Origin of the sequence: Roseivirga spongicola (genome assembly GCF_001592965.1) — a bacterium.
Taxonomy (GTDB): Bacteria; Bacteroidota; Bacteroidia; order Cytophagales; family Cyclobacteriaceae; genus Roseivirga; species Roseivirga spongicola.
In genome coordinates, this window is record NZ_LRPC01000001.1 from 589,377 (window position 1) to 614,469 (window position 25,093).

Consider the following 25,093-nt stretch of genomic DNA (forward strand, 5'->3'; position numbering starts at 1 on the left):
GGGATAAAATAAATGAATAGTTTTGTCTTTTAAAAAGTGAGGATGTTGAAACGCTGGTCTTTTTTACTAATCGTAGTCTTTTTTGTGGCCTGCTCTGGCGATGACTGCAATAATGAGGTAGATCTATCGAAGGTTGATGTAGAGCTGGAATTTGAAGACCTGACTCATACCATACATCAAATTGATTCAAAAGAAGACCTGAAAGCATTTTTTGACTCAAATCCTATTGTCCGTGATTACTTCTTTGGTTTTGGAGAGTTAGTACCTAAAGAGGCCTTTTTAAACGAAGTACTCAAGTTTACACAAGTGCCAAAGATAAAGTCAATCTTTAAAGCTAGAAGCTTTGAGACTTTTCAAGAATTGCTAGATCAGAACAGGGAAATTCGAGAATACCTTACTTTCGAGTATCTTAATGCTAATAGAGATAAGAACCTTAAAGATGTGTACAATCTTCTAGCAAATTCCGCTATAGAAGACCTAAGTACAATTCAAGCTATAGATACTTACCTCTTGGCCAATCCGAAGGAGTACGAATACTTTAAGTTCGTCTTCAACTTTCAGACAGAGGAAGGGTTGATGGACGAAAACTATAGGCTGCTACAGAACCCTTATGTTGACACCCTTTACCAAGAAACCTTAAGACTTATTAGCGCTCAGGAAGTAGCTTATGAATTAGATCAGGCCTTTGCTAGACTAAAGAGTACTTACCCTGAGTTTGAAGCTCCAAAGGTTCAGACGGTCTACTCAGCTTTTGGAAAGGATGTTTACATGTCTGATTCGCTAATTGTAATTGGGCTAGATTATTACTTGGGCGAAGAAGCTAGCTATAGACCTAACGTTTATGATTACATTCTTAAAAGACTGACGCCAGATCACCTTGTGCCACAGATAATGCAATTCATGTCACTGCCGTATAACGAAACCGCAGAAGGACAAAGGTCCGTTTTGGACGAAATGATTTACTACGGAAAGGCCTTCGCCTTCGCAAAGCAAATGTTGCCATGTACTGCAGATAGTTTAATTGTCGGTTATTCTAGTCAAGATCTAGCAAATGCAACGGTTAGTGAAGCGGTAATTTGGAATCACTTTCTGGAAGAAAAGCTACTATACAGTGAGCAGCCAGTTCACATTACTCGCTACATAGATGAAAGGCCAAATGTGCTAGAAATAGACAGAAGGGCTCCCGGAAGAATTGGTCAATGGCTTGGCTGGCAAATAGTGAAAGCGTATCAGGAAGAAACCGAAACAGATTTTGTAGACCTGATGGATGAAACCGATGCGCAGAAGATTCTTACGCAGTCAAAATATAGACCTCGTTCTCGTTAGTCTTCAGTTTGTTCTCGTTGTTGAGAAGTTTAGAAAGCTTCTCAACTTGTAGCCTTTTTGAATATAGCTTTTCAGCAATCTGTCTTGAGTTGTTCTTATAACTTTCCAACAAGTCCTTCTGAGTCAAAAATGGTTTCAGCTTCTCAATGAATTCTTGTGGATTTTCAGGGTCTGCATAGAACCCGCATTTGTATTGCTCCACCAAGTCTTTGGTCCATCCATTGGAGTTAACAATTGTCAGTTTACCAGAAGCCATGCTATCAAACATCTTATTCGGGCTATTGGTAGCTAAGACCGGAATTTTCGCAAATGAAACGTAGGTTGCATCGGTAACATTCAATAACCTGCGAACCCCTTCCTTATTCTGATGCCCAATAAACTGAACATTAGAAAGCTTTCTTAAATAGGCTTCGAGCTTAATTTTACTTAACTGAGAGCCTTGACCAACCACTTTAAAATCAATGTTCAGGTTTCTCTTTTTGCATTCTGATGCTAAGTCTAGCAAATATTCTAAATGATTTGTAATGCCAATGCTACCCAAGTAAGTAATTACAAATGGCTTTTGAGCATTATAAAACTCCGTCAGCTTTGGGTCCTTTAATTCCTTTTTAAAGAACTGACAATCGGCCATATTGGGTATCATGTACACCTCCTTTTCTGGAGTCACTTTTTTAATCCAATCTCGCATTCCTGGAGAAAGAGCTACTATTTTATCTGCTCCCAGATAAATCTTCTTTTCGAGAGCATATAGATACTTTTTAAGAGGAGCACTTTTGATTGCACCTAGTTCTATAGGTGCGGTTGGCCATAAATCCCTGACCTCAAAAATGTATGGGATATGTCTTTTCTTTTTTAACCATAACCCAATTAGACCAACAGTTAATGGGGTACTAGTGATGTAGGCTTTATCAATACTAGCAATGTTCTTAGCATACTTTTTTGCTAGGCGAACGAACTTGAAAAATGACCAAATTCGTTTGAAAAAGCCCATTTCATTAGAATACCTTACTGGTAAATAGTGGACCTTAATACCATCAATCTCAGCTTTCGTGTAGATCGATTCGTTGTGCGTAGTCAGCATTTCCACTTCAAACCCTTTTTCAACCAGCCCTTTGGCAAGGTAATAGGAGCGAATAGCTCCGCCTTCCTGAGGAGTTTTGAAATATTGGTGAATATAGAGAATGTGTTGTGCCACTAAATGCTAATTCATTTTGCTCTCGATCAAGCCAGCTTATTTAACCCTTTAATTCCCTAAGGGGATACTCAATCTAAATTCTTCACCCTTTCGGGCAGGGGTCAAAATAACCTCGTCCGCCAAAGGCTTGATCAGAAGCACTAAATACTGTTCTAACTTACGAAAAATTACTAGCGAAGGATTTTCTCTTGCTTCTCAAAGTATCGGCAGAAGTGAATGAGCTTGCATTCTTCACACTTAGGCTTTCTGGCAAGGCAAACATAACGGCCATGTAGAATTAGCCAGTGATGTGCTTTTGGAATGACTTCCTCGTCCAAGTGTTTTACCAATTGTTTTTCAACCGCTAGAGGTGTTGAAGCATTCTGGTTGACAAGTCCTAGGCGCTTAGAAACACGATAGACATGGGTATCAACGGCCATGGAGGGTTGATTCCAAATAACCGAGGTAATGACATTAGCTGTTTTTCGTCCGACACCAGGTAGCTTTTGTAGCTCTTCTATGGTTTCAGGGATTTCAGAGTTGAAATCTTCAACCAACATTCTTCCCAAGCCTAAAAGGTGTTTGGTTTTATTGTTGGGATAAGAAACCGACTTGATGTAAGGGAATAATTCGTCAAAATTCGAAGCAGCCAAATGCTCAGGAGTGGGGAAGTCTTCGAACAGTTTGGGAGTAACCTTATTGATTCGAACATCGGTGCATTGGGCAGATAAAACAACAGCAACCAGTAATTCAAACGGGTTGCTGTAATTCAATTCTGTTTCAGCCTCTGGCTGATTTTCTTTAAAGTAGGTTACAAATGCATCGTACCTTTCTTTCCTAGTCATACCGCGAAAATAAGTTATTCAACGGAATGCAGGTGATATGATTTGGAATAACTGAGTATGGCATCTATCGTTTTAGCCGATGGTTCTTTCATGGAGGCTTCAAGACCAGAAATCACTTCTTTCAAGTCATCATAGTTTTGCTCCAATTCTTCATCGAACAACATAGCGCTGGCAATTTCAGCATTTTCCTCTTCCGAGGTTTCTTCGTAAATGTAACGTACTAAATCATCTTGGGTAAAGGTTTTGATCATAGGCAATGTTCTTTTTGTCCATCTTCTTTCTAAGGTTGATGAGCGCATATCGCATACGGCCTAAGGCGGTGTTAATGCTGACCCCTGTGTTGTCGGCAATCTCCTGAAAGCTCATTTGCATATAGTGTCTCATCATAAGAACCTCTCGCTGTGCATCTGGCAATTCTTTAATCAAATCTCGAAGCAAAGCATGAGTATCTTGTTTTATTTGTCTAGACTCAATAGAGTCTTCCGAAAACTCCAAAGTGTTGAAAACGCTACTTCCGTCTTCCATAACTATGGTCGGATAACGTTTTGCCTTTCTAAAATTGTCTATGGCTAAGTTGTGCGCTATTCGGCTTGCCCAAGGAAGGAATTTACCCTCTTCATTATATCTCCCGCTTTTCACGGTTTTTACCACTTTAACAAAGACCTCTTGCATTAAGTCTTCTGCCAAATACTGATCTTTTACGATCATATAAATGGTGGTATAGATTTTCTTTTTATGACGATTGACCAGCGTAGCGAACGCCTCTTCGTTACCATTTTTATACTGCGATATCAACTGACTATCGCTTACAGTATATTTCCTCATGTTATTTAATGTTAGGTTAACGTAGAGGTTTATATCATATTGTGCTGGTTAGGGTAAGACAAACTTTTGTTTTAGAATAATCTCAAATGTATCAAAAGTTGAAAACAAAGCAAATTTGCTAACTATTTCTTTCGTTTTATTTTCTGGATTAATCCATTTAACGACTCCAAATAAAGTGCAATGATTATGCCAAAAAGCCCTCAATAATTCTGTTTAAAAGACTTAATTGAACTAGAACATTTAGCAATCAGCTCTGTTATCTTTGCAATCTCATGTCAAAAACAACTGCTTTAGAACATACCCCTATCGATCAGCTTGACCCTAAGGAGTTTATCATCATTAAAGGGGCGCGAGTTAACAACCTGAAAAACCTAAGTGTGGCTATTCCCCGAAACAAACTCGTGGTAGTTACAGGTCTTTCTGGTTCGGGGAAATCATCATTGGCATTCGATACATTATTTGCCGAAGGTCAACGAATGTATGTGGAAAGTCTGAGCAGTTACGCCCGTCAGTTCCTGGGTAGAATGGAAAAGCCTGAGGTAGACTATATTAAAGGCGTTTCCCCGGCTATAGCCATTGAGCAAAAAGTAAGTACAAGGAACCCACGATCTACTGTTGGAACCACAACGGAAATTTATGATTACCTAAAGTTGCTTTTCGCCCGAATAGGCAAAACCTATTCACCAATCAGTGGAAAGGAAGTTCAGCGTGATAGTGTCACTAGCATAGTAGAATTTATTCTTTCGAAAGAAGAAGGCACTAAGCTTATGATTCTTTGCCCTTTGATCACAAAAGAAGACAGAAGCTTAGAAGACGAATTAAACGTGCTTCTCCAGAAGGGCTATACCAGAGTCATTTATGCTGGCCAACCACACTTTATTGAAGAGTTGCTTGAAAAGCCAAATGAGCTAAAGGAAGAGGATATTGAAATCCTAATCGACAGAGGAGTTGTTCAACATGATGAAGACACTCAATTCCGCTTCAGCGACTCGGTTCAAACCGCTTTGTTCGAAGGCCAGGGCGATTGCATCATAGATATTCCAGGAGAAGGTAGAACTAGCTTCTCAGATAGATTCGAAGCAGACGGAATGCTCTTTGAAGAGCCAAGCGTAAACCTGTTTACTTTCAATAATCCTTACGGAGCTTGTAAAAGGTGTGAAGGGTTCGGCAAGATTTTAGGAATTGATCCTGACTTGGTGATTCCCGATAAATCACTTTCAGTTTACGATGGAGTCATTGCTCCTTGGAGAAGCGAAACCATGAGAAAGTGGCTGGCTCCATTACTAAAGCATGGTATTGAGTTCGACTTTCCAATTCATAGAGCTTATGCAGACTTGACCCACGAAGAGCAAGAAGTACTTTGGACAGGCAATAAGTACTTCAAAGGTCTCAATAAGTTCTTCGAATACTTAGAGTCGAAAACTCACAAGATTCAGTACAGAGTAATGCTTTCTCGTTACCGAGGAAGAACGGATTGTCCTGAATGCAAGGGTACAAGGCTGCGAAAAGATGCCTCTTATGTAAAGATTGAAAAGAAATCTATCACAGACTTGGTGTTGATGCCAATTGGAAGGCTTACCGATTTCTTTGAGCAATTGGAGCTGACAACACATGAGGAGAAAGTAGCAGGAAGATTGTTGAAAGAGATCAAAAATAGAATTGATTATCTGCAACGAGTTGGCTTGAGCTACCTGACTTTGAATAGACTAACCAATACGCTTTCAGGAGGAGAATATCAGAGAATTAAGTTGGCTACGTCTTTAGGAAGTGCCTTGGTTGGTTCTATGTACATATTGGATGAACCAAGTATCGGTCTTCACCCGAGAGATACCGACCGATTGATTTCTGTATTGAAATCACTTCGTGATTTAGGAAATACGGTAGTTGTGGTTGAGCATGAAGAAAAAGTGATGCAAGCCGCTGATGAAATTATTGATATTGGTCCTGATGCAGGGTCTAATGGTGGTGAATTGGTTTTTCAGGGAACATTACCTGATCTGATTGGGCAAGGAAATACGCATACTGCTCGCTTTCTGAATGGAACTGACAGAATGGAAGTTCCGAAGCAAAGAAGAAAGTGGAATGACAAACTGATTATCAAAGGAGCCAGAGAGAACAACCTGAAAAATATTGATGCTGAAATCCCTTTAGGAGTTCTATCTGTGGTTACTGGGGTAAGTGGTTCTGGAAAATCCACTTTGATTAAGCGAATTCTTTACCCGGCTTTGGGGAAAATGCTCGGTACAGTTGGTGAGCAAACGGGTAAGATGGAAGCCCTTGAAGGCAGCCTTAAAAAGGTAAGTCAGATTGAGTTTGTAGATCAGAACCCGATCGGAAAATCTTCAAGGTCCAATCCAGTAACTTATGTAAAGGCTTATGATGCCATAAGAGCACTTTTCACGGATCAGCCATTAGCTAAGCAAAGAAACTATAAGCCAGCTTTCTTCTCCTTTAACGTGGATGGTGGTCGATGCGAAACCTGCCAGGGAGAAGGTGTCGTGAAGATTGAAATGCAGTTTATGGCAGATATTCATCTGACATGCGAAAGCTGTAAAGGCCAGCGCTTTAAGCAAGAGATCCTAGAAGTGAAGTACAACGACAAGAACATTGCTGATGTACTAGACATGACAATAGATGATGCTATGGAATTTTTCGAAGGAGAAAAGTCCATCATCAATAAGTTGGCGCCACTGCAAGAGGTTGGACTCGGGTACATCAGACTTGGGCAGTCTTCTAATTCACTTAGTGGTGGTGAAGCTCAGAGAGTGAAACTGGCTTACTTCTTAGGTAAAGGTAAAAGTAGCAACAAAGATCATATCCTCTTTATATTCGATGAGCCAACCACGGGGCTTCATTTCCATGATATCAGCAAGCTGATGTACTCCATCAACGCGCTGATCGAACAAGGTAATTCTGTACTCATCATTGAGCATAACACCGAAGTCATCAAATGTGCTGATTGGATTATCGATTTAGGTCCAGAAGGTGGTGATGCTGGAGGTAAGGTCTGCTATGCCGGAACGCCTGAGGATATGGTGGTGCTAAAAGACGAAAACCATACGGCTAAGTATTTGGCTGAGGTACTTTAACCCCTCCGCCCTAAAGGGCACCTCCCCTTGGTAAGGGGAGGAGTCAGTAAAACTGGCTTGATACTTAGAGTAAAAATTCACATTACTTTGAACCAATAAGGAAGAGACTTATCTCTTGACGAGTCTAGCTCCCCCCCTTATTTAGGGGGAGTTGGAAGGCGTTAGAAAGGCAGCTTCGCCAAATCCACATTTCCCCCTGTCAAAATCACCCCTACTTTTTTACCAGCGAAAACATCCTTATTCTTCAAAATAGCAGCGAATGGTACGGCACATGAAGGTTCAATGATAATCTTCATTCGTTCCCAAATAATGCGCATGGCTGCTACGATTTCTTCATCGGATACAAGAAAAATATCTTTCACCAGCTCTTTAATAATTTCGAAGTTTTTATCGCCCATGCTAGCCAAAAGGCCGTCAGCTATACTCGATGGTTTTTCTACTTTGGTGATAGTTCCAGCCTCCATAGAAAGGTAGGTGTCTTTGGCTCCTTCAGGTTCGCCTGCATAAACAGTCATTTCAGGATTATAGTAAAGGGCAGAAAGTGCACTGCCAGCTAAAAGTCCACCGCCACCAACTGGAGCTATAATTATATCTAGGTCAGGTTGGTCTTCAATCAGTTCTTTCGCACAAGTAGCCTGACCAGTTATTACGGCATAATCATTATAAGGAGAGATAAAAGTGGCTCCAGTTTCTTCTTGAATTCTCGCAGAGTTTTCTTCTCTAGATTGCTGAGTAGGTTCACATAGGGTTATTTGAGCACCATACCCTGCAACAGCCTTTTTCTTAACTTCAGGGGCGGTTTTTGGCATTACGATATAAGCAGGAACACCAGCCATTTTGGCTGCCAAAGCAATGGCTTGAGCATGATTGCCAGAACTATGTGTAACAACTCCTTTCGATCTAGCTTCTTCGGGAAGTGAAAGCACTGCATTTATTCCACCTCGTGCTTTAAAGGCACCAATTTTCTGAAAGTTTTCACATTTGAAAAATAGTTCGGCACCTACCATTTCATTGATGCTTTGGCAAGTTAGAACAGGAGTTCTATGAATAAACGGCTGTATTTTTTCATGAGCAGCCTGAATATCAGATTGTGTTACCTTAAAAGCCATATCTAATGCGCTATTAACCAGTTTTCGCCAACTCCAACTTCTACCTCTAATGGTACATCTAAGTCTATGGCATTAGACATCAATTCAGGCACTTTAGACTTCATCAATTCTAACTCTGAATTGTGAACATCGAAGACCAATTCATCATGTACCTGCATAATCATTTTAGACTTGAGCTTCTCTTCCTTCATCCATGAATGAATATTGATCATGGCTATTTTGATCATGTCTGCAGCACTACCTTGAATTGGAGCGTTGATGGCGTTGCGCTCTGCATGGCCACGAACGGTCATGTTCTTAGAGTGAATATCTCTCAGGTATCTTCTTCTGCCCAAAATGGTTTCCACATAAGTATGCTCTCGAGCATTATTTACCTGAGCATCCATATACTGTTTTACTCCCGGAAACTCATTGAAATATGCGGTAATGATTTGCTGCGCTTCCGTCCGGGAAATACCGATGTTTTGAGATAAACCGAAGGCCGAGATACCATATATCAAACCGAAGTTTACTTCCTTGGCTTTTCGCCTCATGTCTCTATCTACCTCCTCGATAGGTACACCAAAAACCTTACTGGCTGTGATAGAGTGAATATCACGGCCTGATTTGAAGGCTTCAATCATGCTTTCATCTTTCGCGAAAGCAGCCACAATTCTCAACTCAATTTGCGAGTAGTCAGCTGCCATTAGAGTATATTCTTCAGAACGTGGAATAAAGGCTTTTCTAATTTCTCTTCCCTTCTCTGTTCTAATTGGGATGTTCTGCAGGTTTGGATTGTTCGAGCTGAGTCTACCGGTGGCTGCCACGGCCTGACGGTAATCTGTGTGAACCAACCCATCGGCTGGGCTGATCATATTCGGCAAAGCGTCTACGTAAGTAGACTTCAACTTCTGATATTCTCTGAACTCCAGTATGCGCTTAGCAATGTCGTGTTCAACGGCTAGTTTGGAAAGAATATCTTCTCCAGTAGCGTATTGCCCGGTTTTAGTCTTCTTTGGTTTGTCTACAAGCTTTAGTTTGTCGAAGAGAATGACTCCAAGTTGTTTTGGCGAGGCTACGTTGAACTCTTCTCCAGCCAGCTCGTAAATCTCTTTTTCGGCTATAGCACTAGCTTCTTCCAGCTCCTTAGACATGTTGGAGAGCGTGTCAGTATCAATCTTTACCCCATTGTATTCTATATCTGCCAGTACGTGCATTAATGGCATTTCAACTTCATCGAACAGCTTCTGAATTCGACCTTCATTGATCTGAGAGGCAAAAATGTTCTTCAATTGAAGGGTGATGTCGGCATCTTCGGCTGCATATTCAACCACTTTATGTACAGGAACATCTTTCATATTGCCTTGCTTGGCTCCTTTTTTACCAATCAAGTCCGTAATTGAGATAGGCGTATAATTGAGATAGTTCTCAGCAAGCACATCCATGTTATGTCTTGTGTCTGGATCTATCAGGTAATGGGCAATCATGGTATCGAAGATTGGCCCCTTCACATCAATACCATAGTTTTTGAGTACCTGAACATCGTACTTGGCATTTTGCGCAATCTTTCCAATCTCAGGGTTTTCAAAAACCCCTCTAAACTCTTCTAAAATTTCTTGAGTTTCTTCTCTGTTTTCAGGTGTTGGTACATAATAAGCTTCACCAGCAACGTAGCTAAATGCCAAACCAACCATATTGGCTTCAATGGGTTCAAGGCTATCTGTTTCTGTATCGAAGCAAAACTCCTTTTGGGCTGAAAGGTACTTGACCAATCGCTTCCTCAGCTCAGGAGTGTCAATAAGATGATAGTTATGTTTGGTGTTAGAAGCATTGAGCTTCTCCTCAGGCATTGGAGTGTCATCTTTCTCCATAAGTGCTGGAGCGTCACCAAAAAGTGCCATTTGATCTGACGCAGCCTTCTTTGGTCTAGGACTCGCACTAGCGCTAGGACTACTTTCACCCAAAATTCTCTTGAGGGTGGTTCTAAATTCTAGGTCTTCAAAAACGGTTGTCAGCTTTTCTATGTTCGGCCCAGAATACTCCAGTTCCTTTTCATCGAATGTTACAGGAACTTCAGTATTGATTTTTGCCAATTTCTTGGAGAGTAAACCTTGATCTGCATTGGCAGCAATCTTTTCGCCTAGCTTCCCTTTAATACTCGCAGCATTTTCAATGATGGCTTCCACAGAGCCATACTCTTTCAGAAGTTTAGAAGCAGTTTTTGGCCCTACTCCTGGAATACCCGGAATGTTATCTACCGAATCTCCTTGCAAGCCGAGCATATCAACTACCTGATCGATTCTTTCAATGTCCCACTTATCTAGCACTTGCTGAACCCCCATAATGTCTACCCCATTACCCATAAAAGCGGGTTTGTAGAGATAAACATGTTCTTCTACTAGTTGGCCATAATCTTTATCGGGAGTCATCATAAACACCTCGAATCCTGCCCTAGCAGCCTTTTTGGCTAAAGTACCGATTACATCATCAGCTTCGTATCCGTCTAATTCCAATACAGGAATGTTGAAAGCACGGACAATGTCTTTAACTATGGGAGTGCCAATTTTTATATCTTCTGGAGTTTCCTCTCGATTGGCTTTATATTCGCTGTATTCTTCATGCCTGAAGGTAGGTGCGCTGGTATCGAAAGCTACACCAATATGAGTAGGCTTCCTCTTATCAATAATTTCATATAAACTATTGGTGAAACCGAAAGGCGCTCCAGTATTGAGGCCTTTTGAATTGATTCTTGGGTTTTTACTGAAGGCGAAATGTGCTCTATAGATAAGCGCCATTGCGTCTAGCAGAAAGAGGGTTTTCTCGGGTTTACTCATTCCATAAAGGTAAATCTTTCATGGAAAGTCAGAAAAAGGTTTCTATGCTAATTAGTGGCTACCGAATGAAGGGCTTTGGGAAATAAGCTGAAGTGTGAATTCGAATGCTGAATCTTTCTTATTCAATAAGTCTGAATAAGACTGAGTTACCAAATGATCTGGAAAAGTACCGCGACCTTCAGAGTTATTAGACACATTAATAAACTCTTCATAAATAACAGGAACCTGAAGCATTGTTTGTGTATTCGGAAGGCTGTAATTCAGAAGCATGTTGGCTGTTCTTCCATTGTGTCCACCACCTGTCTCTTCACCAACCAAAGTAACATTGTCCATGCTGCTCAATATTCTGGCTAAGTCTGCAGCAGCCGAGAAGGTCTTTCCTGAAGTCAAAACATAAATATTGCCATTAAAGGCTTTTCCCTCCCAATGAATACCAAGATCGAATTGATCGTGCCAGTTTTGAGTTGTTCCAGCATAGCCATTTGCTTCGGCCAAATTAAAATGCTCCTTTAGATAGCTACCCGCATTTTCAACAACATCAGTAGAGCTGTTTGCTCCGTTTATAGCCACTAGGTAATCTGCTAATTCAATGTCTTGTGTTCTTACAAAGGTTTTGGAAGGGTCTATTAACTGACCGCCTCCCATAAATTCATAGAGGAAATTTAAGATTCTACGATCTCCTCCCTCATTCAATCTTAAATCTATAATCAGGTTCTCGAAGTCAAACTCGTTAGACTCCTCATTGTATCTTGAAGCTAACTGCTTAAAAAACCAGTCGGGATTGGCCTGAAACGTATTGAGTGTTAAAACTAAAGTCTGCAGCGAGTCTATAGCGTCTAAGTGCGTAAAGTGATAATATCTTTCGTTTAACTTGTAAACAGGTCGATAGTAGTTATTGGCTAACATTTTATTGCCTTCAATGCCTTCAATTGTTTGGGTTAAATTCTCGCCAGAAGGTGTTTTAAAGGCTACCTCAAATACTCTTGAGGCACCATATTTCAAGAAGTAATAGTACCCGAAGCGGCTCTCTATATCTCTAATTGGTTTAGTAGCACTAAAGCCGTCTGTAACTGTTAGCTCACTCAACTCTTCGGTCATAGATTGAACGGGGTTTCCATTAATGCTGATTAATTCTGCACCCAATGGAAGGTTCCCGTCCTCAAAATCGATGAAATAGGAGTCGTCTATAATTCTGATAGGATAGGGAAAGAATTGAGCTTGATCGTTGGCAGCCTTTAGTGTTTCAGTGTCTAAAGAAACTACGGTATGGCCACATCTGATTTTGTTATTGAGCTTAGAAAGAAGAATATCGAAGTCTTTAAAAGTAATAACATTTGGAAGTTCTGTAATAGTCTGATCGATTAGCTCTCTGAACTCAGACCTAGAGATAAACTGGTAAGGGTTGCCATGTTGCTGATCTATAATCTCGAAATAAAGCTCAATATCTTCAGCGGCATCATTTTTAGTAAGTAGCCTGTCTAGATTATCGTTAGCAAAAAGGATATTGGTTACTATCAGCAGAAAGCTGAAGAGGAATGTTAGGAAGGCACTACTAAGCAATTTCTTGTACATCGTTAACCCTGTTTTTTGTTCATCAGGGCGATGTTCAAGTGGCTGTTTTGACATTAATTTCACAGCCTCAAATTCCGTTGAACTCCTTTAGTTCGTTAGAGAGATAAACGGATTCTGCACATTGGGTATTTTACTTAAAACAACGGTAAAATACCTATGTCACCCTGAAGGCAGGGCGTAGGAAAATACTATGTAGCGCACGCATAAACGTAGCTGCTAGTTCGATACAGGTTGTTTGGTAAAGTGGCCTAGGAATTAAGTTTTAAGATGAGGTGTGTTAAGTTATTGGTGTATGTGAAAGTGTTACAAATATACAGAAAATTGCATTTCGAACAATTAATGACGTTTTTCACATACAATAAAACGTTTTTCGAAGCAATTAATATAAGTAGGTACAAATGTTATTATTTCGAGAATTTCTAATTATCAGAACATTATTTCGTTTCCGTGTTTGAGTTCAGTTTAATTTGAATGAACTTGACTCAAAATGCCCAATCTTAGATGAGTGAAAAAAAAGTCAAAAATTCTTATGTAAAAAGCACTAAAAGCAGATGATAATCAGGAACTTAAGACTTTTAGCACTCATTTTTCTACTTGTTTTTGGCATCTTTAAAGTAGAGGCCCAGCGGTTCAATGGCTTTATAAATTCCGATTTCTCGGGTGTAATTGGAGTCAGAAGTCAGCCTGCAAGTGTTGCTAATTCACCCTATAAATTCGACTTCAGTTTAGTAAACGGAAATTTCTATTTGACTAATGACATAGCCGTAATAGCCAAGAATGACGAGGGCGGAAGCGGCTTTATTCGTCAAGAGGGTTTTCAAGACAGGTTTGCTATAGCAAATGCATCTTTAGGAGGGCTTTCTGCTCTGCTTTCACTTTCTAGAAACCGAGGTATTGGCATTCAATACAACTTTAGAACGTTAGCGAATGGCACTGACATTACCCCTAACTTTATTTATCAACTCAACCGATTCAATGCACCTCAGTTTTTAAACCAATCTTACTTCAATGAGTCTATGAAGTTGTCATCAATGGCTTGGCAAGAAGTAGCATTCACCTATGGCGGCATATTGAAAGACGATGGTTATAACCGTTGGAAAATGGGGCTCACAATAAAGGCTGCTAACCCAACAGCACACCTGTGGCTAGATTTGGCCGATGCTGATTACTCCATTGATGGAAATGGCCTCTTGAATTTAGATAGGTTTGATTTTTCGGCTGGATATTCATCTAACCTCAATGATTACGAGCAATTTGATGGAAATGAGCAGATGAGAGTTCCTCCAAAAGGCACGGGGTTAATCTTTGGAGGAGCTGACATTGGAGTACTCTACGAAAGAGTGGCTTACCGACCAGATCCAAAAACTTCAGCGCAAACAAGTCTCAACAAAGACATTACCTATGAGTTTAGGGTGAGTGCCTCTATAACAGATATTGGTAAGTTTAACTTTGAACATGGCAGTGCAGCTTTTATGGCATCGGGCTTAGATCCGAGTGCCAATTCATTAAACTTTGAATCTATGCTAAACAGCATTAATAGCTTCAGAGAGTTTAGAGATTCCTTAAATACTTTCCTGCAATTGACTGATGTGCAGGGCGAATATAGTGTAAGCTTACCCACAGCTCTAAGGTTAAATTACGACTACAACTTTGGCAATAACCTGTTTCTAAATGTTGCCACAGTTGCAGATTTAAGCTGGGCTTTACCCGCAGACTACCGAGTTAGCTACGCCAACAGTGTCACCATTGCACCACGGTACGAAACTGGTCTTTACGGACTTTACTTGCCTTTTTTCTATAATTTTGAAGGAGACACGGAGGTAGGGTTAGCTGCCAGATACGGCCCTTTGACCTTGGGCACTCATACTTTAGGCACTCTGTTCGCGTCCGAGAAAGAATCTCTTGGGTTCTTCTTTAGCATTAACTTGAACCAGCTTAAAGCTAACGCCAGAAAGCCATACTGCTTTGGCAGCTCTAAAACAGGTTCAGCACTGGTGAGAACTAAAAGAACCCCGCTCTACAAGAGGAAGAAGTTTATATTCTTTTAAATTTAATTACCGTGAGTTTTTACTGATCCAGAATACTCTTTACCCCTAGAATCTTGAATATGATATAATGGGAGCTTCTCATTCAAAGGCCAAATCAACTTGAACTCACTAAGCATTTCAAGATTGATATGTTGACTTTCAAAGCTCTCAGGTAAGGATTTTAGATAGAAGCCTAGATTTCTTTGGAATGCAATTGAGTTAAGAACGTCTGGTTGAACTTCACCGCTGAGGAAATCTATTTCAATAACATATCCCTTGCCTCTGACTTTCATAACTGTATCAATAATGTGTGTGTCCTGATCGCTATTATAGTTCATCAGGCTTAAAAAGCTATGACAAAAATTGTGACCAGCAGAAGCAATATTTTTGAACTTCATCTAACAAAAAAGATAAAATCTGAGGCTGGCGGGTCAATATCCTCTTCCCTGAGTAAGTAAGCAATTTGGCCTCGAGTATGCGTTCCGTGGTTCACTACGTGAGTGAGAATGTCAGAAACCATGTTTTCAAACTCTTCTCCCTTAGAGTTTTTATAGCTCACGTTTTCTTCCAATTCTTCAGAATAAATATAATCCAACCAGTCTTGGCTAGAGCTTTCTAGCATATCTAGTGCTTCATGAACTTCGTGTTCGTCCCAAACACCTACAGAAGGTTCTTCCTTCTTTAATCTGCTGAGCCAAATAACCTGTGCATTAGCTATATGGGAAATGAGTTTCAGTATTTGCTGATTCTCGAATGGGTTCACACGTACAGCTTCCGAAAACTCCTTATTCGCCCATAAATTATATTCAAACAGTCTCGTATAATGTTCTTTCATCCTTTCAGTTTTTTATACTTGTACCCCCTGTAGGCAATCCATAATAGCATGGGAACCCAAATGAGGTCGTTCATTAAAAGATGGAAAATACCACGCTTACCAACGTTTGTCTCCAGAATAGAAAAGTAAAACCAAGCAGCGCCAGCCACTTTAGTAAAAGCACCAAAGAGAATCAGAAACCAAAGCTTACCTGGGTGAATAGCACACATTAAGTAGATAGCAGCCATGAGTAACACGCCTCTTCCCTGCCATATAATTAGGCTTGGTGCTTGAGCTTCTGTTTCGGCAACCCATTGAAAAAAGGTTTCTGGAAACCAGCCAATGAAAACGCCCCATAATATATTGTAGGCTGTTGCGGCCAGAAGGAATCCTCTCATCCATTGAGGAAATAAACTTTGCGGTGTCTCCATCGATTATATAACTTATGTGAATTCTTATTGTTGAAAGAACTTAACAACTACAAAATAAACTATAACCTTAACCAAGATGAAGAATAGACTGGCTTTTCTATCTAACTCCAAGGCCTTTTTTACCCTAGTTGTAATGGGTGTTGGTTTTCTTGCTGGCGCGAAACTAGTACAAGACAGTCAAGTTGTTGCTGAAGATGTGCAAGCGGCTCAGAAAATACTTGATCTAAACTTCGACCAGAATGAGGTAGATATGCTTCTCCGAAATGTTAATCAGACCCTTTCGGGAATGAAAGAGCTTCATAATTACGAAATCGATAATAGCATTCCTCCAGCATTTACTTTCAGGCCTCAGCATACTGGAAAGCCCATTGCTGAGAGTCAGAAGTCGCAGCAGTGGGAGCTTCCAACTAAAGTAGAAATGCCAGCCAACAGAAATGATTTGGCCTTCTATACGGTTGCTGAACTATCCGTTTTAATTAGGGAAAGGAAAATCACTTCGGTAGAATTGACTCAGTTTTTCATTGAAAGATTGAAGCAGTATGGTAGTGAGCTTGAGTCTGTAATCACTATTACTGAAGAGCGAGCAATGGCTCAAGCTAGAAAGGCCGATGACCTATTGAAGAATGGAACCTACTTAGGGCCATTACACGGCATTCCTTATGGAGCGAAAGATTTATTTTCCGTGCCAGATTACAAAACCACCTGGGGAGCTGGTCCTTATAAAGACCAAAACAGGGGTAATGAATTGGCTACTGTGGTGAAGAAGTTAGATGAGGCCGGAGCGGTTTTGGTTGCAAAACTTACTTTAGGAGCATTGGCTATGGGTGATGTTTGGTATGGCGGAACCACCAAAAACCCTTGGAACTTGGAGCAGGGTTCAAGCGGATCGAGTGCTGGTTCAGGGTCTTCCACCGCAGCAGGTTTAGTGCCTTTTGCTTTGGGTACTGAAACGTTAGGGTCCATTGTTTCTCCTTCCACCAGAAATGGAGTGACAGGACTTAGACCTACTTTCGGAAGAGTAAGCCGAGCAGGTGCAATGGCTTTAAGCTGGACAATGGATAAAATTGGCCCAATGACACGCTCTGCGCTAGACTGTGCCTTGGTGCTCGATGCCATTAGAGGTGAAGACAACAAAGACTTGACGGTTCAAAACCACCCTTTCAACTATACGGGAAAAGCCGATTTGTCGAAGTTGAAAATCGGTTATTTGAAAGACTATTTCGATGGCGGAAGAGGTTCGCAAAAAATCAATGACTCTATTTCTTTAGAAGTACTGAAAAGCCTAGGTGCTACACTGGAGCCTGTAGAGTGGGTTTCAGATATGCCTTTTGGAGCTATGCAGGCCATTTTAACTGCAGAAGCTTCTGCGGCTTTTGATGCGCTTACTCGCTCCGATCAAGATACTTTGCTCGTTAGACAAAATGCAGGAGCTTGGCCTAACCTGTTCCGAGCGGCCAGATTTACCTCTGCAGTAGACTACATTAATGCCAATAGAGCACGCTATGAACTTGTTGAGAAGGTCAATGCTCTGATGAAAGAATATGATGTGATTGTTACTCCGAGCTTTGGTGGCTCGCAGTTGCTCACTACTAACCTGACTGGCCATCCGTGTGTGGTGTTAAAGAATGGCTACAATAATCAGGGAAGTCCAACCAGTATTTCATTTATCGGAAACTTATTCGATGAAGCCACCATTTTAAGCGTAGCTAGAACTTATCAGGAGGCCACAGATTTCGATGAGCAGCATCCGCCTAAGTTCTTAAACTAGTTTTATGTTCCAGATTCATTGTTCAAAGTTTATGGTGTGCTCTATTAAACTTTGAACTTTATGCATTAAACTCGCCATATGCTTTTAGCCATAGATGCCGGAAATACTAACATTGTCTTTGGGGTGTACAAAGATGGAGAATGGATTCATGAGTGGAGGTTCAATACTTTGCCTGTTAAAGACAAGGTTGAGTATGAGATGTTCCTAAGGTTGAACTTCTTAGAAGCCAACTTGAAGCTCGAAGATGTGGATGGCATAGTGATTTCTTCTGTGGTTCCTCAACTCAACGATATTCTGTCTGACTTTTCCAGACCACTGATAAATAAGGAACCCTTGTTTATAGGGCCGAAAATCTATGATAAGTTGCCAGTTCGCACCAAGAGGCCGTATCAAATTGGAACAGATTTAGTTTCCAATGCAGTGGCAGGATATTCTCTATACAAGGAAGATATTATCATTGTAGACTTTGGTACCGCACTAACTTTTACCATTGTTGGTGAAGATGGATTGATTCAAGGTGTGAATATTGCGCCAGGTCTGCGCACTGCTATTAAGGCTTTGGTTGGAAATACTGCACAATTACCAGAAGTGCCTTTGGAACTGCCAGAATCAGTTCTGGGTGCAGACACCATTCACGCTATTCAATCAGGTGTGCTTTGGGGCTATGTAAGTATGGTAGAAGGTATGTTGGATAAAATTCATGCTGAACTAGGCAAGAAAACCAAAGTGGTTGCCACTGGAGGACTTTCTTCTGTGCTGCATCCGCTACACAAAAGATTCGATGAAGTTAAAAGACACTTGACTTTAGACGGACTGAGATTAATACATGAAATAGTAAATAATGGCTAAATACAACTGGGCAATTAAGGGAATCATTTTCATGATCGTCATCTGGCTGATCATCTACATTGGCATTCCATTATTTGATGATACCAAACCGATGGAACCAGAGAAAAACATCATCAACTTAATCATCGCCATTCCTGCAGGAGTAGCTTTCGGTTGGTACAGATATAAATTCTTAAAGGAGAAGCTTGAAAAGAGGAAGGAGAATTAAGAGTTATTCATATTGAACAATAAACACAATGAAAACCTTAAACAACCTTCTGATCATACTGACTTTCTTCATTTCTTCTAAATCTTTCGCTCAGAAAACTGAGAGTATGGACTTAGGTTGGAAGGCTATCACAGACTTTTCTATTGTTGGAATAGACAGTTTCAAATCATTGTATCAGACTGACTCCTTGATGAACAACCTTGAGTTTCTGGGTAAGCCTACCTTTCTAAAAAGAGAGCCATTTAGTGCTGATCACGGCTATGGGTTTGAAGTTCACTTCAAGGGTCTTGAATTGACATATCGACATAGCACAGATTTTGAAAAGGGACATTACGAATACACGAAAATATTATTCAACTCTCCTGTCTACACACTTAAATTAAAAGAACAGAAGATAAAGGTAGGACAATCAATTGATTCTCTACCTGACCTCTTAAAAGCTCCTGAGTTGAGAGATATGGATAACCAACATCGAATGCTATTTCATTTCTCTCCAGTAAGCAGTACGTTTCAGATTTACTTTAACCGAAATACACGTCTGATTACAGCTTTGGAATTCAGTAACACATTCTACTAAAAGCTCTGGTTGATCACTATTATTTCTCAGGGCATAAAGTAGTGTGTATTCGTCCGACCACTCCAAGTGGTCGGACGAATCAAAAAATATTGCACATCAAAAAAGCTCCTATTTTCGTCATTCCCAGCTTGACTGGGAATCTCTTCCGGCCTATGATGCCAGTTTAGGGAGATTCCCTCCCGATATATCGGGACGGAGTCGGGAATGACAGTAAGCTTTTTAGACAGCCTCCATTTAAAATTCACGATTCAACATTAGTTGTCTTTTCTGTAGAGCTCAACTCCTGTTTCATAGTACTTATCGCCTTCTACCCAGAAAGGAGTTTCATCGGCATTACCAATCATTCGAGAAGCATAGACATAACTCTTGAAGAATTTTTCCAGATACTCATAGTCAACTGTGTTTGGGTTGTCCGATTGCTGGTGGTAGTACTTCATAATTTCGGCATCGAACGCACGGAAACCCAGACTATAAGTTGGCGCAGGAATACCTTTTCTGGCAAAACTCACATTGTCCGATCTATCAAAAAGACCTTGCTCTCCGGCCGGATCATCAATAGCCGTAAGCCCGAAAGCCACATTAGCATCTTTAATGTATTGAGAAGCGGTAGTTCTTTCTAAACCTATAATGGTAGAAATAGTAGTGTCGTTGTAACCACCATTGTCACTGTTCCAGCAGAAAACAATTTCGTTATTCGGAATCACTGGGTTTTCAGCCAAATATCTACTGCCTAATAGTCCTTTTTCCTCAGCGGTAAACATTACAAACAAAGCACTCCTTCTCATTGGGTATTTTGCAATATTTTCAGCGGCAGAAAGTACAGTAACTGTTCCAATGGCATTGTCTCTAGTTCCGTTATAGATAGAGTCTCCTTCAGCATTTGGTGCTCCAACTCCAATATGGTCGTAGTGGGCAGAGAACATAATGAACTCGTCTTTCAACTCAGGGTCGGTGCCCTCTACCATAGCCACCACGTTCTTGTCTTTAGAGATTTCATTTACCATGCCTTCAATGTTGATACTAGCCCTTTTGATACTTCGTGTCATCATAAAACGCTGATTGGCATTATCCATATCTTTCAACCAAAGGTGTGGAATCAACTCTCCTTTATCTTCAAAAGAGTCTATGCTAATATTTGCTCTGTTAAAGCTTCTAGCCAACTGCCCCCATGGAATGCTAGGAGAGCTGTAAAACTCTACTAATCCAGCAGCCCCTTTTGCTCTTGCTCGCTCATTTTTCTCACGGCTTAGATCTAAGATGGATCTTCTGTCGGTGGTTTCTCCATCGCCTGCTTTGGCAAAAATGATTTTACCCTGTACTTCGGCATTTTCAAAGTCTGCCTCTGAAGCGTAGTTGAGGTAAACTATTTCGCCCTCAAAGTCTCCAGAGCTACCATCCAATACAATAAAGTCTTCATTTAGATCGAATGATTTTCCGCTGTATTCTAAGCTCCCAGCCGAAGCTGGTGTCTTTATTCTCAGTGGTACCGGCTGAAAGTAACCCTCTAAGCCCGGTACTTTCTGAGCACCATAAGACTCTAATTGATTAGCTAAGTAATTAGCTGCAACCTGTATTTCTTCAGAGCCAGTATTTCTACCTTTTAAGTCGTCTGAAGCCAAGTAATAAATGTGATCTTTAATTGTCTGCTGGTCTACCGTAGCTTCGGTTTTTTCTAGATCAGTTTTCTGTGCGCAGGCATTGGCGGTTATTAGAACCAGGCCAAGCCAAATTTTCCATTTAGAGTTCTTCATTGTTAGTTGAGTTCAAAATATTTGAAAATTGGGTATTCAACTGGCTTTTCATCAATCTTATTCTCCTCAAAATAAGTATCGAAGAAATTCCAGGTAACTAAACCATCATCTGACTGTGGCTCTAACATGTAGAAAATCAGGTTGGCTAAAGGTTGAGCTAAATCTATATAGAAGTCGCCCTTTTTAAATCTTTTGTTAGATGCTGAAGAGAATTCTCCATCTATAGTGGCCATATTATGCCCTTCAAACGGTCGCTGCCCCTTTTCTAACTTGGTTGCGGTAAAAACTTCTCCATTAGCTCTAGCGTTTTTAGATAGAGTGTCCACTTTTGCACCTAGCAGTTGAAGGTGTTCAGCAATATGAGCCATTTCTTGAGGAATAACATAGCCTCTAGGCAAAGTGGCCTTAACAGTAGGGTTAAAAGCACTGTAGTTAGTCACATTTTCTAACTCCACTATTTCTCTCGACCTTAAATATCTTTCTTGTCCGTTCTCATTTACTGTTTTTAGATAGTTATAGGCTCTATACTTTTCAATAGGGTCTGGCATTGGCACCATTTCAAACCTTACTCCTTTCTGAATTTTTCCGGCTTGCTCTTTTACCAAATTAATAGCGTCTGCTTCGGCTTTTTGGTTTACAGCCATCATTTCTTGACCATTTTCATTGGTGTATTCTAAGATTTCGCGAACGAAGGCATAAGTACTTGCCATGCGTTGATACAATCTCTCATGGGCGAAAGCCTCACTTAAAATCGCCATTCTGTTTCTTAAACCGAATTGGTTTACTAAGTACCTCGGGTGGTGATTGTAAGTATAAATAGACTTAATTGGCCAACCTTCTCTTCTTTCATAGAAGTAGCCATAAGGCCCTAGGTGAATGCCATCTTCTTCTAGTACATTGTCAGTAACTGTAGGTAAAATCTTATCCCAAGTATAATCGAATGGTGCTTTCTCTCCTGCAGTGTGGTAGCTAGGAGCCCAAGTTAGTGAATAGCCATGCCATACACCGTTTGTTGTGTGAAGGTCTACGAAAAGAGTTGGGTCCCAAGGCACAATTACGTTTTGAAAAAGAGCTTTAGTTTCTAGGGCTTCAGCCTTAATACCATCTCTGTTCAAATCCCAACCTTGGCTATTGGGTCTCATTCCAACTTTTATTGGGCTATCTTCCTGAGAAGGTCTTCTACCTTGCTCCAGTCTATCATTACTATCAGTGTTGTAAATTGGTACAAACAATAGAATCTGATTATCTAATAGGTTTGTCTTATCCCCTTTCAAAATCTCTCTCAAAAGTATCTGTAAAGACTCTTTGCCTTCTACTTCTCCTGAGTGAATATTGCCTTGCACATAAATAACTGGCTTCCCAGAAGCCTTAGCTTCCTCTGGGCTCGTAACCTTAGGATTCGCCATTACCACCACTGGAATTTCTTTACCCTCTTTTGACTGCCCCATTGAGGTTAAATGTGCGTATGGACTATCTTTAATTGCTGCATTTACCACCCCCATTACTTGTTTATAAGTGGAAGTTTCTCGGAATCCTGTTTTTTCCGGATGTGTCAGCAATTCGGTCGGCCATTGCTGACCTTGCACATAAAGTGAAAATGTCAGTAGAAATAGTACTATTACTTTCTTCATTGATTGAGATTTAGGCGTTGAAAATACCAAAAACCGCCTTAATGCGAGAAATCTAAACTTTCAATTACATAAGTGGTTTAGTTCTATGTTTATATAGAATTAAATTCAAGAAAGCCCAGCCTTATGCTAAACAGACGTCAATTTATTCAGAACTCAATGGTAGTCTCTGCCGGATTGAGTATTTCGAACCCTCTTTTAAAGCTACTTTTTCAGAATGACTACCAAATGGAGATGCTTCGCAACAATGTGGGCATATTCACTGAACGCGGTGGAACCATAGCCTACATGATTACCAAAGAGGGTATTGTGGTGGTAGACTCGCAGTTTCCTGCTCAGGCCAATCATCTCATTGAAGAAATTCAGAAAAAGTCGGACAGAAAAATTGACCTACTGGTTAATACACATCACCATGGAGACCATACTGCTGGAAATATCGCTTTTAAAGGCTTGGTGAATAAGGTGATGGCTCATGAAAATTCGCTGAAAAATCAGAAGCGTTCTGCTGAAGGGCAAGGTTCTTTGGATAATCAGCTTTTACCAGATACCACCTATAGCAATGGAATGATCAAGGAAAAGGTTGGTGGTGAACGAGTAGCGCTTCATTACTTTGGACCTGGGCATACAGATGGTGATTCTTTCGTGCATTTTGAGAATGCTAACATTGTGCATACTGGCGATCTGCTCTTCAACAGAAGAGTACCTTATATAGATAAATCTGCTGGAGCGAATATTACCAACTGGCAAGTGGTGCTAGAAAAAGCTTACAATACTTTCGATACAAATACGCTCTTTGTCTTTGGCCATGCGGGAGACGGATATGAAGTAAAAGGCAACAGAGAAGACCTTCTAGCTTTCCAAAATTACTTAGGTAAGGTGATGGAGTTTGTGAAGAAAGGTCAGGCAGCTGGTAAAACTAAAGAACAGTTGGCAGAGGCTACAGAAATCCCTGGTGCACCACAGTGGAAAGGTGGGCAAACCAGAGCAGTTAATGCTGCATGGATGGAGCTTTTTGGAGAGTAATAATAGAATTGTGATCTAGGTATTGAGTATTGAGACAATGCTTGTGGGGAGAAGAGGCTTTAGTAAGTCATTTCGACTATAGGGAGAAATCTTATCTATGTAGAAGATTTCTCAGTCTTACCTCCTTCGAAATGACTTATCAATGAAGCTCGGTGTTACTTCGCAATACCCACTACCAAATAAGCCTACTACTTCATCGGGGCATACGGATTAATCTCCTTCAGCTTGTCTTCTAAAGCGCGAAGGTCTTTTAAGCGCATCCAGCTAACTTTGATTTTGTGCTTTTTCAGCTTATCGTTTTCATCGAGTACGTTGAGACCAATATGCAGATGGTCTGTTTCGAAGTAGCTGTCGAAGTTGTATTTAGTAATAAGCAGTGATTTCTGCTTCTTAGAGAAAAGCTTTTGGGTATTAATCACCATACCGCCATCGGCTTCGGCAGCATGAACATATAAAGGCCAATTCACAAAAGAAGACATAAACCCAAAAAGCGGAGCAAATGCAGCAAGCAGAATCAGGTTAGGTAAATCAGGAGCAATAATGAATTTGTAGACGAACATAAACACTACAAATACTCCATAGAAATAGAGCAAATACTTAAACCTGTTAACCCTGCCTTTATTGTTGATGTCTTTCATTTTCTAAATTATTGTTAGAGAGTTTTCTGACCTTATTATTCCTTCTTAAAAATGGGAATAAAATTCTGGAGTGACGATCAATCTAAGCTTTTGAATCAAATTTCAACTTGCTTAAAATATCCCATAAAACTACACCCATACTAACGCTTACGTTGATGGAATGTTTGGTGCCAAATTGTGGGATTTCCAGGCACAAATCGGCTGATTGCACTACATTTTCTTCAACCCCAAAAACTTCATTACCGAATACTAGAGCTAGTTTTTCATCGGCTTTAGGTTGAAAAGTCTCTAAGGAGGTGCTTTTATCTGCTTGTTCTACTGCCGCAATTTTATAGCCTGCTTCCTTCAATGCTGAACAGGCCTTAGCAGTGCTCTCAAAGTATTTCCATTCAACTGAATCTGTGGCACCTAGGGCTGTTTTATGAATTTCGCGATGCGGAGGCTGGGCAGTAATTCCGCAGAGGTAAACTGCTTCTACTGCAAACGCATCTGCTGTGCGAAAGGCTGAGCCCACATTGTGCATGCTTCTTAAATTATCTAGTACCAGAATGATTGGGTTTTTCTCTTGCTCCTTGAAGGTTTCAAGGTCTGGACGGTTAAGCTCTTCGTTACTAATTTTTCGCATT

At 40.5% G+C, this 25,093-nt stretch carries 22 protein-coding genes; 8 read left to right on the plus strand and 14 right to left on the minus strand.

The genetic code is table 11. The annotated features are described in order from the left end of the window. Window positions 1-42: 42 nt before the first annotated feature. The gene (locus AWW68_RS02695; protein WP_068216310.1) at window positions 43-1,326 is read left to right on the plus strand and encodes a gliding motility protein GldB-related protein; all 1,284 of its coding nucleotides are present in this window, start codon (window positions 43-45) and stop codon (window positions 1,324-1,326) included. Here the strand turns inward: AWW68_RS02695 and AWW68_RS02700 are convergent. The 4 genes from AWW68_RS02700 to AWW68_RS02715 all read right to left on the minus strand — a co-directional run bounded on the left by AWW68_RS02700 (window position 1,292) and on the right by AWW68_RS02715 (window position 4,170). Then, window positions 1,292-2,521, minus strand: a complete 1,230-nt coding sequence (locus tag AWW68_RS02700; RefSeq protein ID WP_068216312.1) for a glycosyltransferase family 4 protein — start codon at window positions 2,519-2,521, stop codon at window positions 1,292-1,294. The two genes, AWW68_RS02695 and AWW68_RS02700, sit on opposite strands and share 35 nt — an antisense overlap. Window positions 2,522-2,691: 170 nt before the next feature. Next, window positions 2,692-3,345 carry an endonuclease III gene (gene nth / locus AWW68_RS02705; RefSeq protein ID WP_068216314.1) on the minus strand — a complete coding sequence of 218 codons (654 nt, stop codon included), beginning with the start codon at window positions 3,343-3,345 and terminating at the stop codon, window positions 2,692-2,694. A 14-nt stretch (window positions 3,346-3,359) separates the two neighbouring features. Then, complete coding sequence (locus AWW68_RS02710; RefSeq protein WP_068216316.1) at window positions 3,360-3,596, minus strand: hypothetical protein; 237 nt, start codon at window positions 3,594-3,596, stop codon at window positions 3,360-3,362. Next, on the minus strand, window positions 3,571-4,170 hold the full coding sequence (locus AWW68_RS02715) for an RNA polymerase sigma factor (RefSeq protein ID WP_068216318.1): 600 nt from the start codon (window positions 4,168-4,170) through the stop codon (window positions 3,571-3,573). Before AWW68_RS02715 ends, AWW68_RS02710 begins: the two co-directional genes overlap by 26 nt. A gap of 272 nt (window positions 4,171-4,442) precedes the next feature. Between AWW68_RS02715 and uvrA the strand changes: the two genes are divergently transcribed. Further along, the gene (gene uvrA, locus AWW68_RS02720) at window positions 4,443-7,259 is read left to right on the plus strand and encodes an excinuclease ABC subunit UvrA (RefSeq protein WP_068216320.1); all 2,817 of its coding nucleotides are present in this window, start codon (window positions 4,443-4,445) and stop codon (window positions 7,257-7,259) included. 161 nt (window positions 7,260-7,420) lie between these two features. Here uvrA and AWW68_RS02725 read toward each other — a convergent pair whose 3' ends face one another. The 3 genes from AWW68_RS02725 to AWW68_RS02735 are packed head-to-tail and all read right to left on the minus strand — an operon-like array spanning window position 7,421 to window position 12,807. Then, window positions 7,421-8,368 (minus strand): pyridoxal-phosphate dependent enzyme, encoded by a 948-nt coding sequence (locus AWW68_RS02725; RefSeq protein WP_068216323.1) that lies wholly within the window; start codon window positions 8,366-8,368, stop codon window positions 7,421-7,423. Window positions 8,369-8,370: 2 nt separating this feature from the next. Beyond that, window positions 8,371-11,181 carry a DNA polymerase I gene (gene polA, locus AWW68_RS02730; RefSeq protein ID WP_068216325.1) on the minus strand — a complete coding sequence of 937 codons (2,811 nt, stop codon included), beginning with the start codon at window positions 11,179-11,181 and terminating at the stop codon, window positions 8,371-8,373. Between the two features lie 51 nt (window positions 11,182-11,232). Beyond that, window positions 11,233-12,807 carry a S41 family peptidase gene (locus AWW68_RS02735; protein ID WP_068216328.1) on the minus strand — a complete coding sequence of 525 codons (1,575 nt, stop codon included), beginning with the start codon at window positions 12,805-12,807 and terminating at the stop codon, window positions 11,233-11,235. Window positions 12,808-13,304: 497 nt separating this feature from the next. Here AWW68_RS02735 and AWW68_RS02740 point away from each other — a divergent pair, with 497 nt between their 5' ends. Beyond that, window positions 13,305-14,801, plus strand: a complete 1,497-nt coding sequence (locus AWW68_RS02740; protein ID WP_068216330.1) for a DUF5723 family protein — start codon at window positions 13,305-13,307, stop codon at window positions 14,799-14,801. 2 nt (window positions 14,802-14,803) lie between these two features. Here AWW68_RS02740 and AWW68_RS02745 read toward each other — a convergent pair whose 3' ends face one another. From AWW68_RS02745 to AWW68_RS02755, 3 genes are read right to left on the minus strand one after another with little or no spacing between them, the layout of a single operon-like run. Then, the gene (locus tag AWW68_RS02745; protein ID WP_068216332.1) at window positions 14,804-15,178 is read right to left on the minus strand and encodes a hypothetical protein; all 375 of its coding nucleotides are present in this window, start codon (window positions 15,176-15,178) and stop codon (window positions 14,804-14,806) included. Then, window positions 15,175-15,615 carry a DinB family protein gene (locus AWW68_RS02750; RefSeq protein ID WP_068216334.1) on the minus strand — a complete coding sequence of 147 codons (441 nt, stop codon included), beginning with the start codon at window positions 15,613-15,615 and terminating at the stop codon, window positions 15,175-15,177. The genes AWW68_RS02745 and AWW68_RS02750 overlap by 4 nt, the downstream gene beginning before the upstream one ends. Continuing rightward, window positions 15,612-16,025 carry a hypothetical protein gene (locus AWW68_RS02755; RefSeq protein WP_068216336.1) on the minus strand — a complete coding sequence of 138 codons (414 nt, stop codon included), beginning with the start codon at window positions 16,023-16,025 and terminating at the stop codon, window positions 15,612-15,614. Before AWW68_RS02755 ends, AWW68_RS02750 begins: the two co-directional genes overlap by 4 nt. 76 nt (window positions 16,026-16,101) lie before the next feature. Between AWW68_RS02755 and AWW68_RS02760 the strand changes: the two genes are divergently transcribed. The 4 genes from AWW68_RS02760 to AWW68_RS02775 all read left to right on the plus strand — a co-directional run bounded on the left by AWW68_RS02760 (window position 16,102) and on the right by AWW68_RS02775 (window position 19,427). Next, window positions 16,102-17,793: an amidase gene (locus AWW68_RS02760; RefSeq protein WP_068216338.1), complete on the plus strand. Its 1,692-nt coding sequence runs from the start codon at window positions 16,102-16,104 to the stop codon at window positions 17,791-17,793. A 78-nt stretch (window positions 17,794-17,871) separates the two neighbouring features. Beyond that, window positions 17,872-18,642: a type III pantothenate kinase gene (locus AWW68_RS02765; protein WP_068216340.1), complete on the plus strand. Its 771-nt coding sequence runs from the start codon at window positions 17,872-17,874 to the stop codon at window positions 18,640-18,642. After that, entirely contained in the window at window positions 18,635-18,850 is a 216-nt protein-coding gene (locus AWW68_RS02770; protein WP_068216342.1) for a hypothetical protein, read from the plus strand. Before AWW68_RS02765 ends, AWW68_RS02770 begins: the two co-directional genes overlap by 8 nt. Window positions 18,851-18,878: 28 nt before the next feature. Further along, complete coding sequence (locus AWW68_RS02775; protein ID WP_068216344.1) at window positions 18,879-19,427, plus strand: hypothetical protein; 549 nt, start codon at window positions 18,879-18,881, stop codon at window positions 19,425-19,427. A gap of 254 nt (window positions 19,428-19,681) precedes the next feature. Here the strand turns inward: AWW68_RS02775 and AWW68_RS02780 are convergent, their stop codons facing one another. Both AWW68_RS02780 and AWW68_RS02785 read right to left on the minus strand, forming a co-directional pair. Next, window positions 19,682-21,178 (minus strand): M28 family peptidase, encoded by a 1,497-nt coding sequence (locus tag AWW68_RS02780; protein WP_068216346.1) that lies wholly within the window; start codon window positions 21,176-21,178, stop codon window positions 19,682-19,684. A 2-nt stretch (window positions 21,179-21,180) separates the two neighbouring features. After that, window positions 21,181-22,809 (minus strand): M14 family metallopeptidase, encoded by a 1,629-nt coding sequence (locus AWW68_RS02785; RefSeq protein WP_068216348.1) that lies wholly within the window; start codon window positions 22,807-22,809, stop codon window positions 21,181-21,183. Between the two features lie 123 nt (window positions 22,810-22,932). Here AWW68_RS02785 and AWW68_RS02790 point away from each other — a divergent pair, with 123 nt between their 5' ends. Next, window positions 22,933-23,829, plus strand: a complete 897-nt coding sequence (locus AWW68_RS02790; RefSeq protein ID WP_068216350.1) for an MBL fold metallo-hydrolase — start codon at window positions 22,933-22,935, stop codon at window positions 23,827-23,829. Window positions 23,830-24,017: 188 nt separating this feature from the next. On the opposite strand, the gene AWW68_RS02795 is transcribed toward AWW68_RS02790, so the two are convergent. Then, window positions 24,018-24,467 (minus strand): hypothetical protein, encoded by a 450-nt coding sequence (locus tag AWW68_RS02795; protein ID WP_068216352.1) that lies wholly within the window; start codon window positions 24,465-24,467, stop codon window positions 24,018-24,020. Between the two features lie 82 nt (window positions 24,468-24,549). Further along, window positions 24,550-25,092, minus strand: a complete 543-nt coding sequence (locus tag AWW68_RS02800; RefSeq protein WP_068216354.1) for an RNA methyltransferase — start codon at window positions 25,090-25,092, stop codon at window positions 24,550-24,552. Between the last annotated feature and the right edge of the window lies 1 nt (window position 25,093).

Coding starts and splice junctions, on each gene's coding strand:
- AWW68_RS02800 (WP_068216354.1), bottom strand. CDS start 25,092: ATGCGAAAAATTAGTAACGAAGAGCTTAACCGTCCAGACCTTGAAACC.
- nth (WP_068216314.1), bottom strand. CDS start 3,345: ATGACTAGGAAAGAAAGGTACGATGCATTTGTAACCTACTTTAAAGAA.
- AWW68_RS02715 (WP_068216318.1), bottom strand. CDS start 4,170: ATGAGGAAATATACTGTAAGCGATAGTCAGTTGATATCGCAGTATAAA.
- uvrA (WP_068216320.1), top strand. CDS start 4,443: ATGTCAAAAACAACTGCTTTAGAACATACCCCTATCGATCAGCTTGAC.
- AWW68_RS02760 (WP_068216338.1), top strand. CDS start 16,102: ATGAAGAATAGACTGGCTTTTCTATCTAACTCCAAGGCCTTTTTTACC.
- AWW68_RS02765 (WP_068216340.1), top strand. CDS start 17,872: ATGCTTTTAGCCATAGATGCCGGAAATACTAACATTGTCTTTGGGGTG.
- AWW68_RS02710 (WP_068216316.1), bottom strand. CDS start 3,596: ATGATCAAAACCTTTACCCAAGATGATTTAGTACGTTACATTTACGAA.
- AWW68_RS02775 (WP_068216344.1), top strand. CDS start 18,879: ATGAAAACCTTAAACAACCTTCTGATCATACTGACTTTCTTCATTTCT.
- AWW68_RS02790 (WP_068216350.1), top strand. CDS start 22,933: ATGCTAAACAGACGTCAATTTATTCAGAACTCAATGGTAGTCTCTGCC.
- AWW68_RS02745 (WP_068216332.1), bottom strand. CDS start 15,178: ATGAAGTTCAAAAATATTGCTTCTGCTGGTCACAATTTTTGTCATAGC.
- AWW68_RS02795 (WP_068216352.1), bottom strand. CDS start 24,467: ATGAAAGACATCAACAATAAAGGCAGGGTTAACAGGTTTAAGTATTTG.
- AWW68_RS02785 (WP_068216348.1), bottom strand. CDS start 22,809: ATGAAGAAAGTAATAGTACTATTTCTACTGACATTTTCACTTTATGTG.
- AWW68_RS02755 (WP_068216336.1), bottom strand. CDS start 16,025: ATGGAGACACCGCAAAGTTTATTTCCTCAATGGATGAGAGGATTCCTT.
- AWW68_RS02770 (WP_068216342.1), top strand. CDS start 18,635: ATGGCTAAATACAACTGGGCAATTAAGGGAATCATTTTCATGATCGTC.
- AWW68_RS02750 (WP_068216334.1), bottom strand. CDS start 15,615: ATGAAAGAACATTATACGAGACTGTTTGAATATAATTTATGGGCGAAT.
- AWW68_RS02740 (WP_068216330.1), top strand. CDS start 13,305: ATGATAATCAGGAACTTAAGACTTTTAGCACTCATTTTTCTACTTGTT.
- AWW68_RS02725 (WP_068216323.1), bottom strand. CDS start 8,368: ATGGCTTTTAAGGTAACACAATCTGATATTCAGGCTGCTCATGAAAAA.
- AWW68_RS02780 (WP_068216346.1), bottom strand. CDS start 21,178: ATGAAGAACTCTAAATGGAAAATTTGGCTTGGCCTGGTTCTAATAACC.
- AWW68_RS02735 (WP_068216328.1), bottom strand. CDS start 12,807: ATGTCAAAACAGCCACTTGAACATCGCCCTGATGAACAAAAAACAGGG.
- polA (WP_068216325.1), bottom strand. CDS start 11,181: ATGAGTAAACCCGAGAAAACCCTCTTTCTGCTAGACGCAATGGCGCTT.
- AWW68_RS02695 (WP_068216310.1), top strand. CDS start 43: ATGTTGAAACGCTGGTCTTTTTTACTAATCGTAGTCTTTTTTGTGGCC.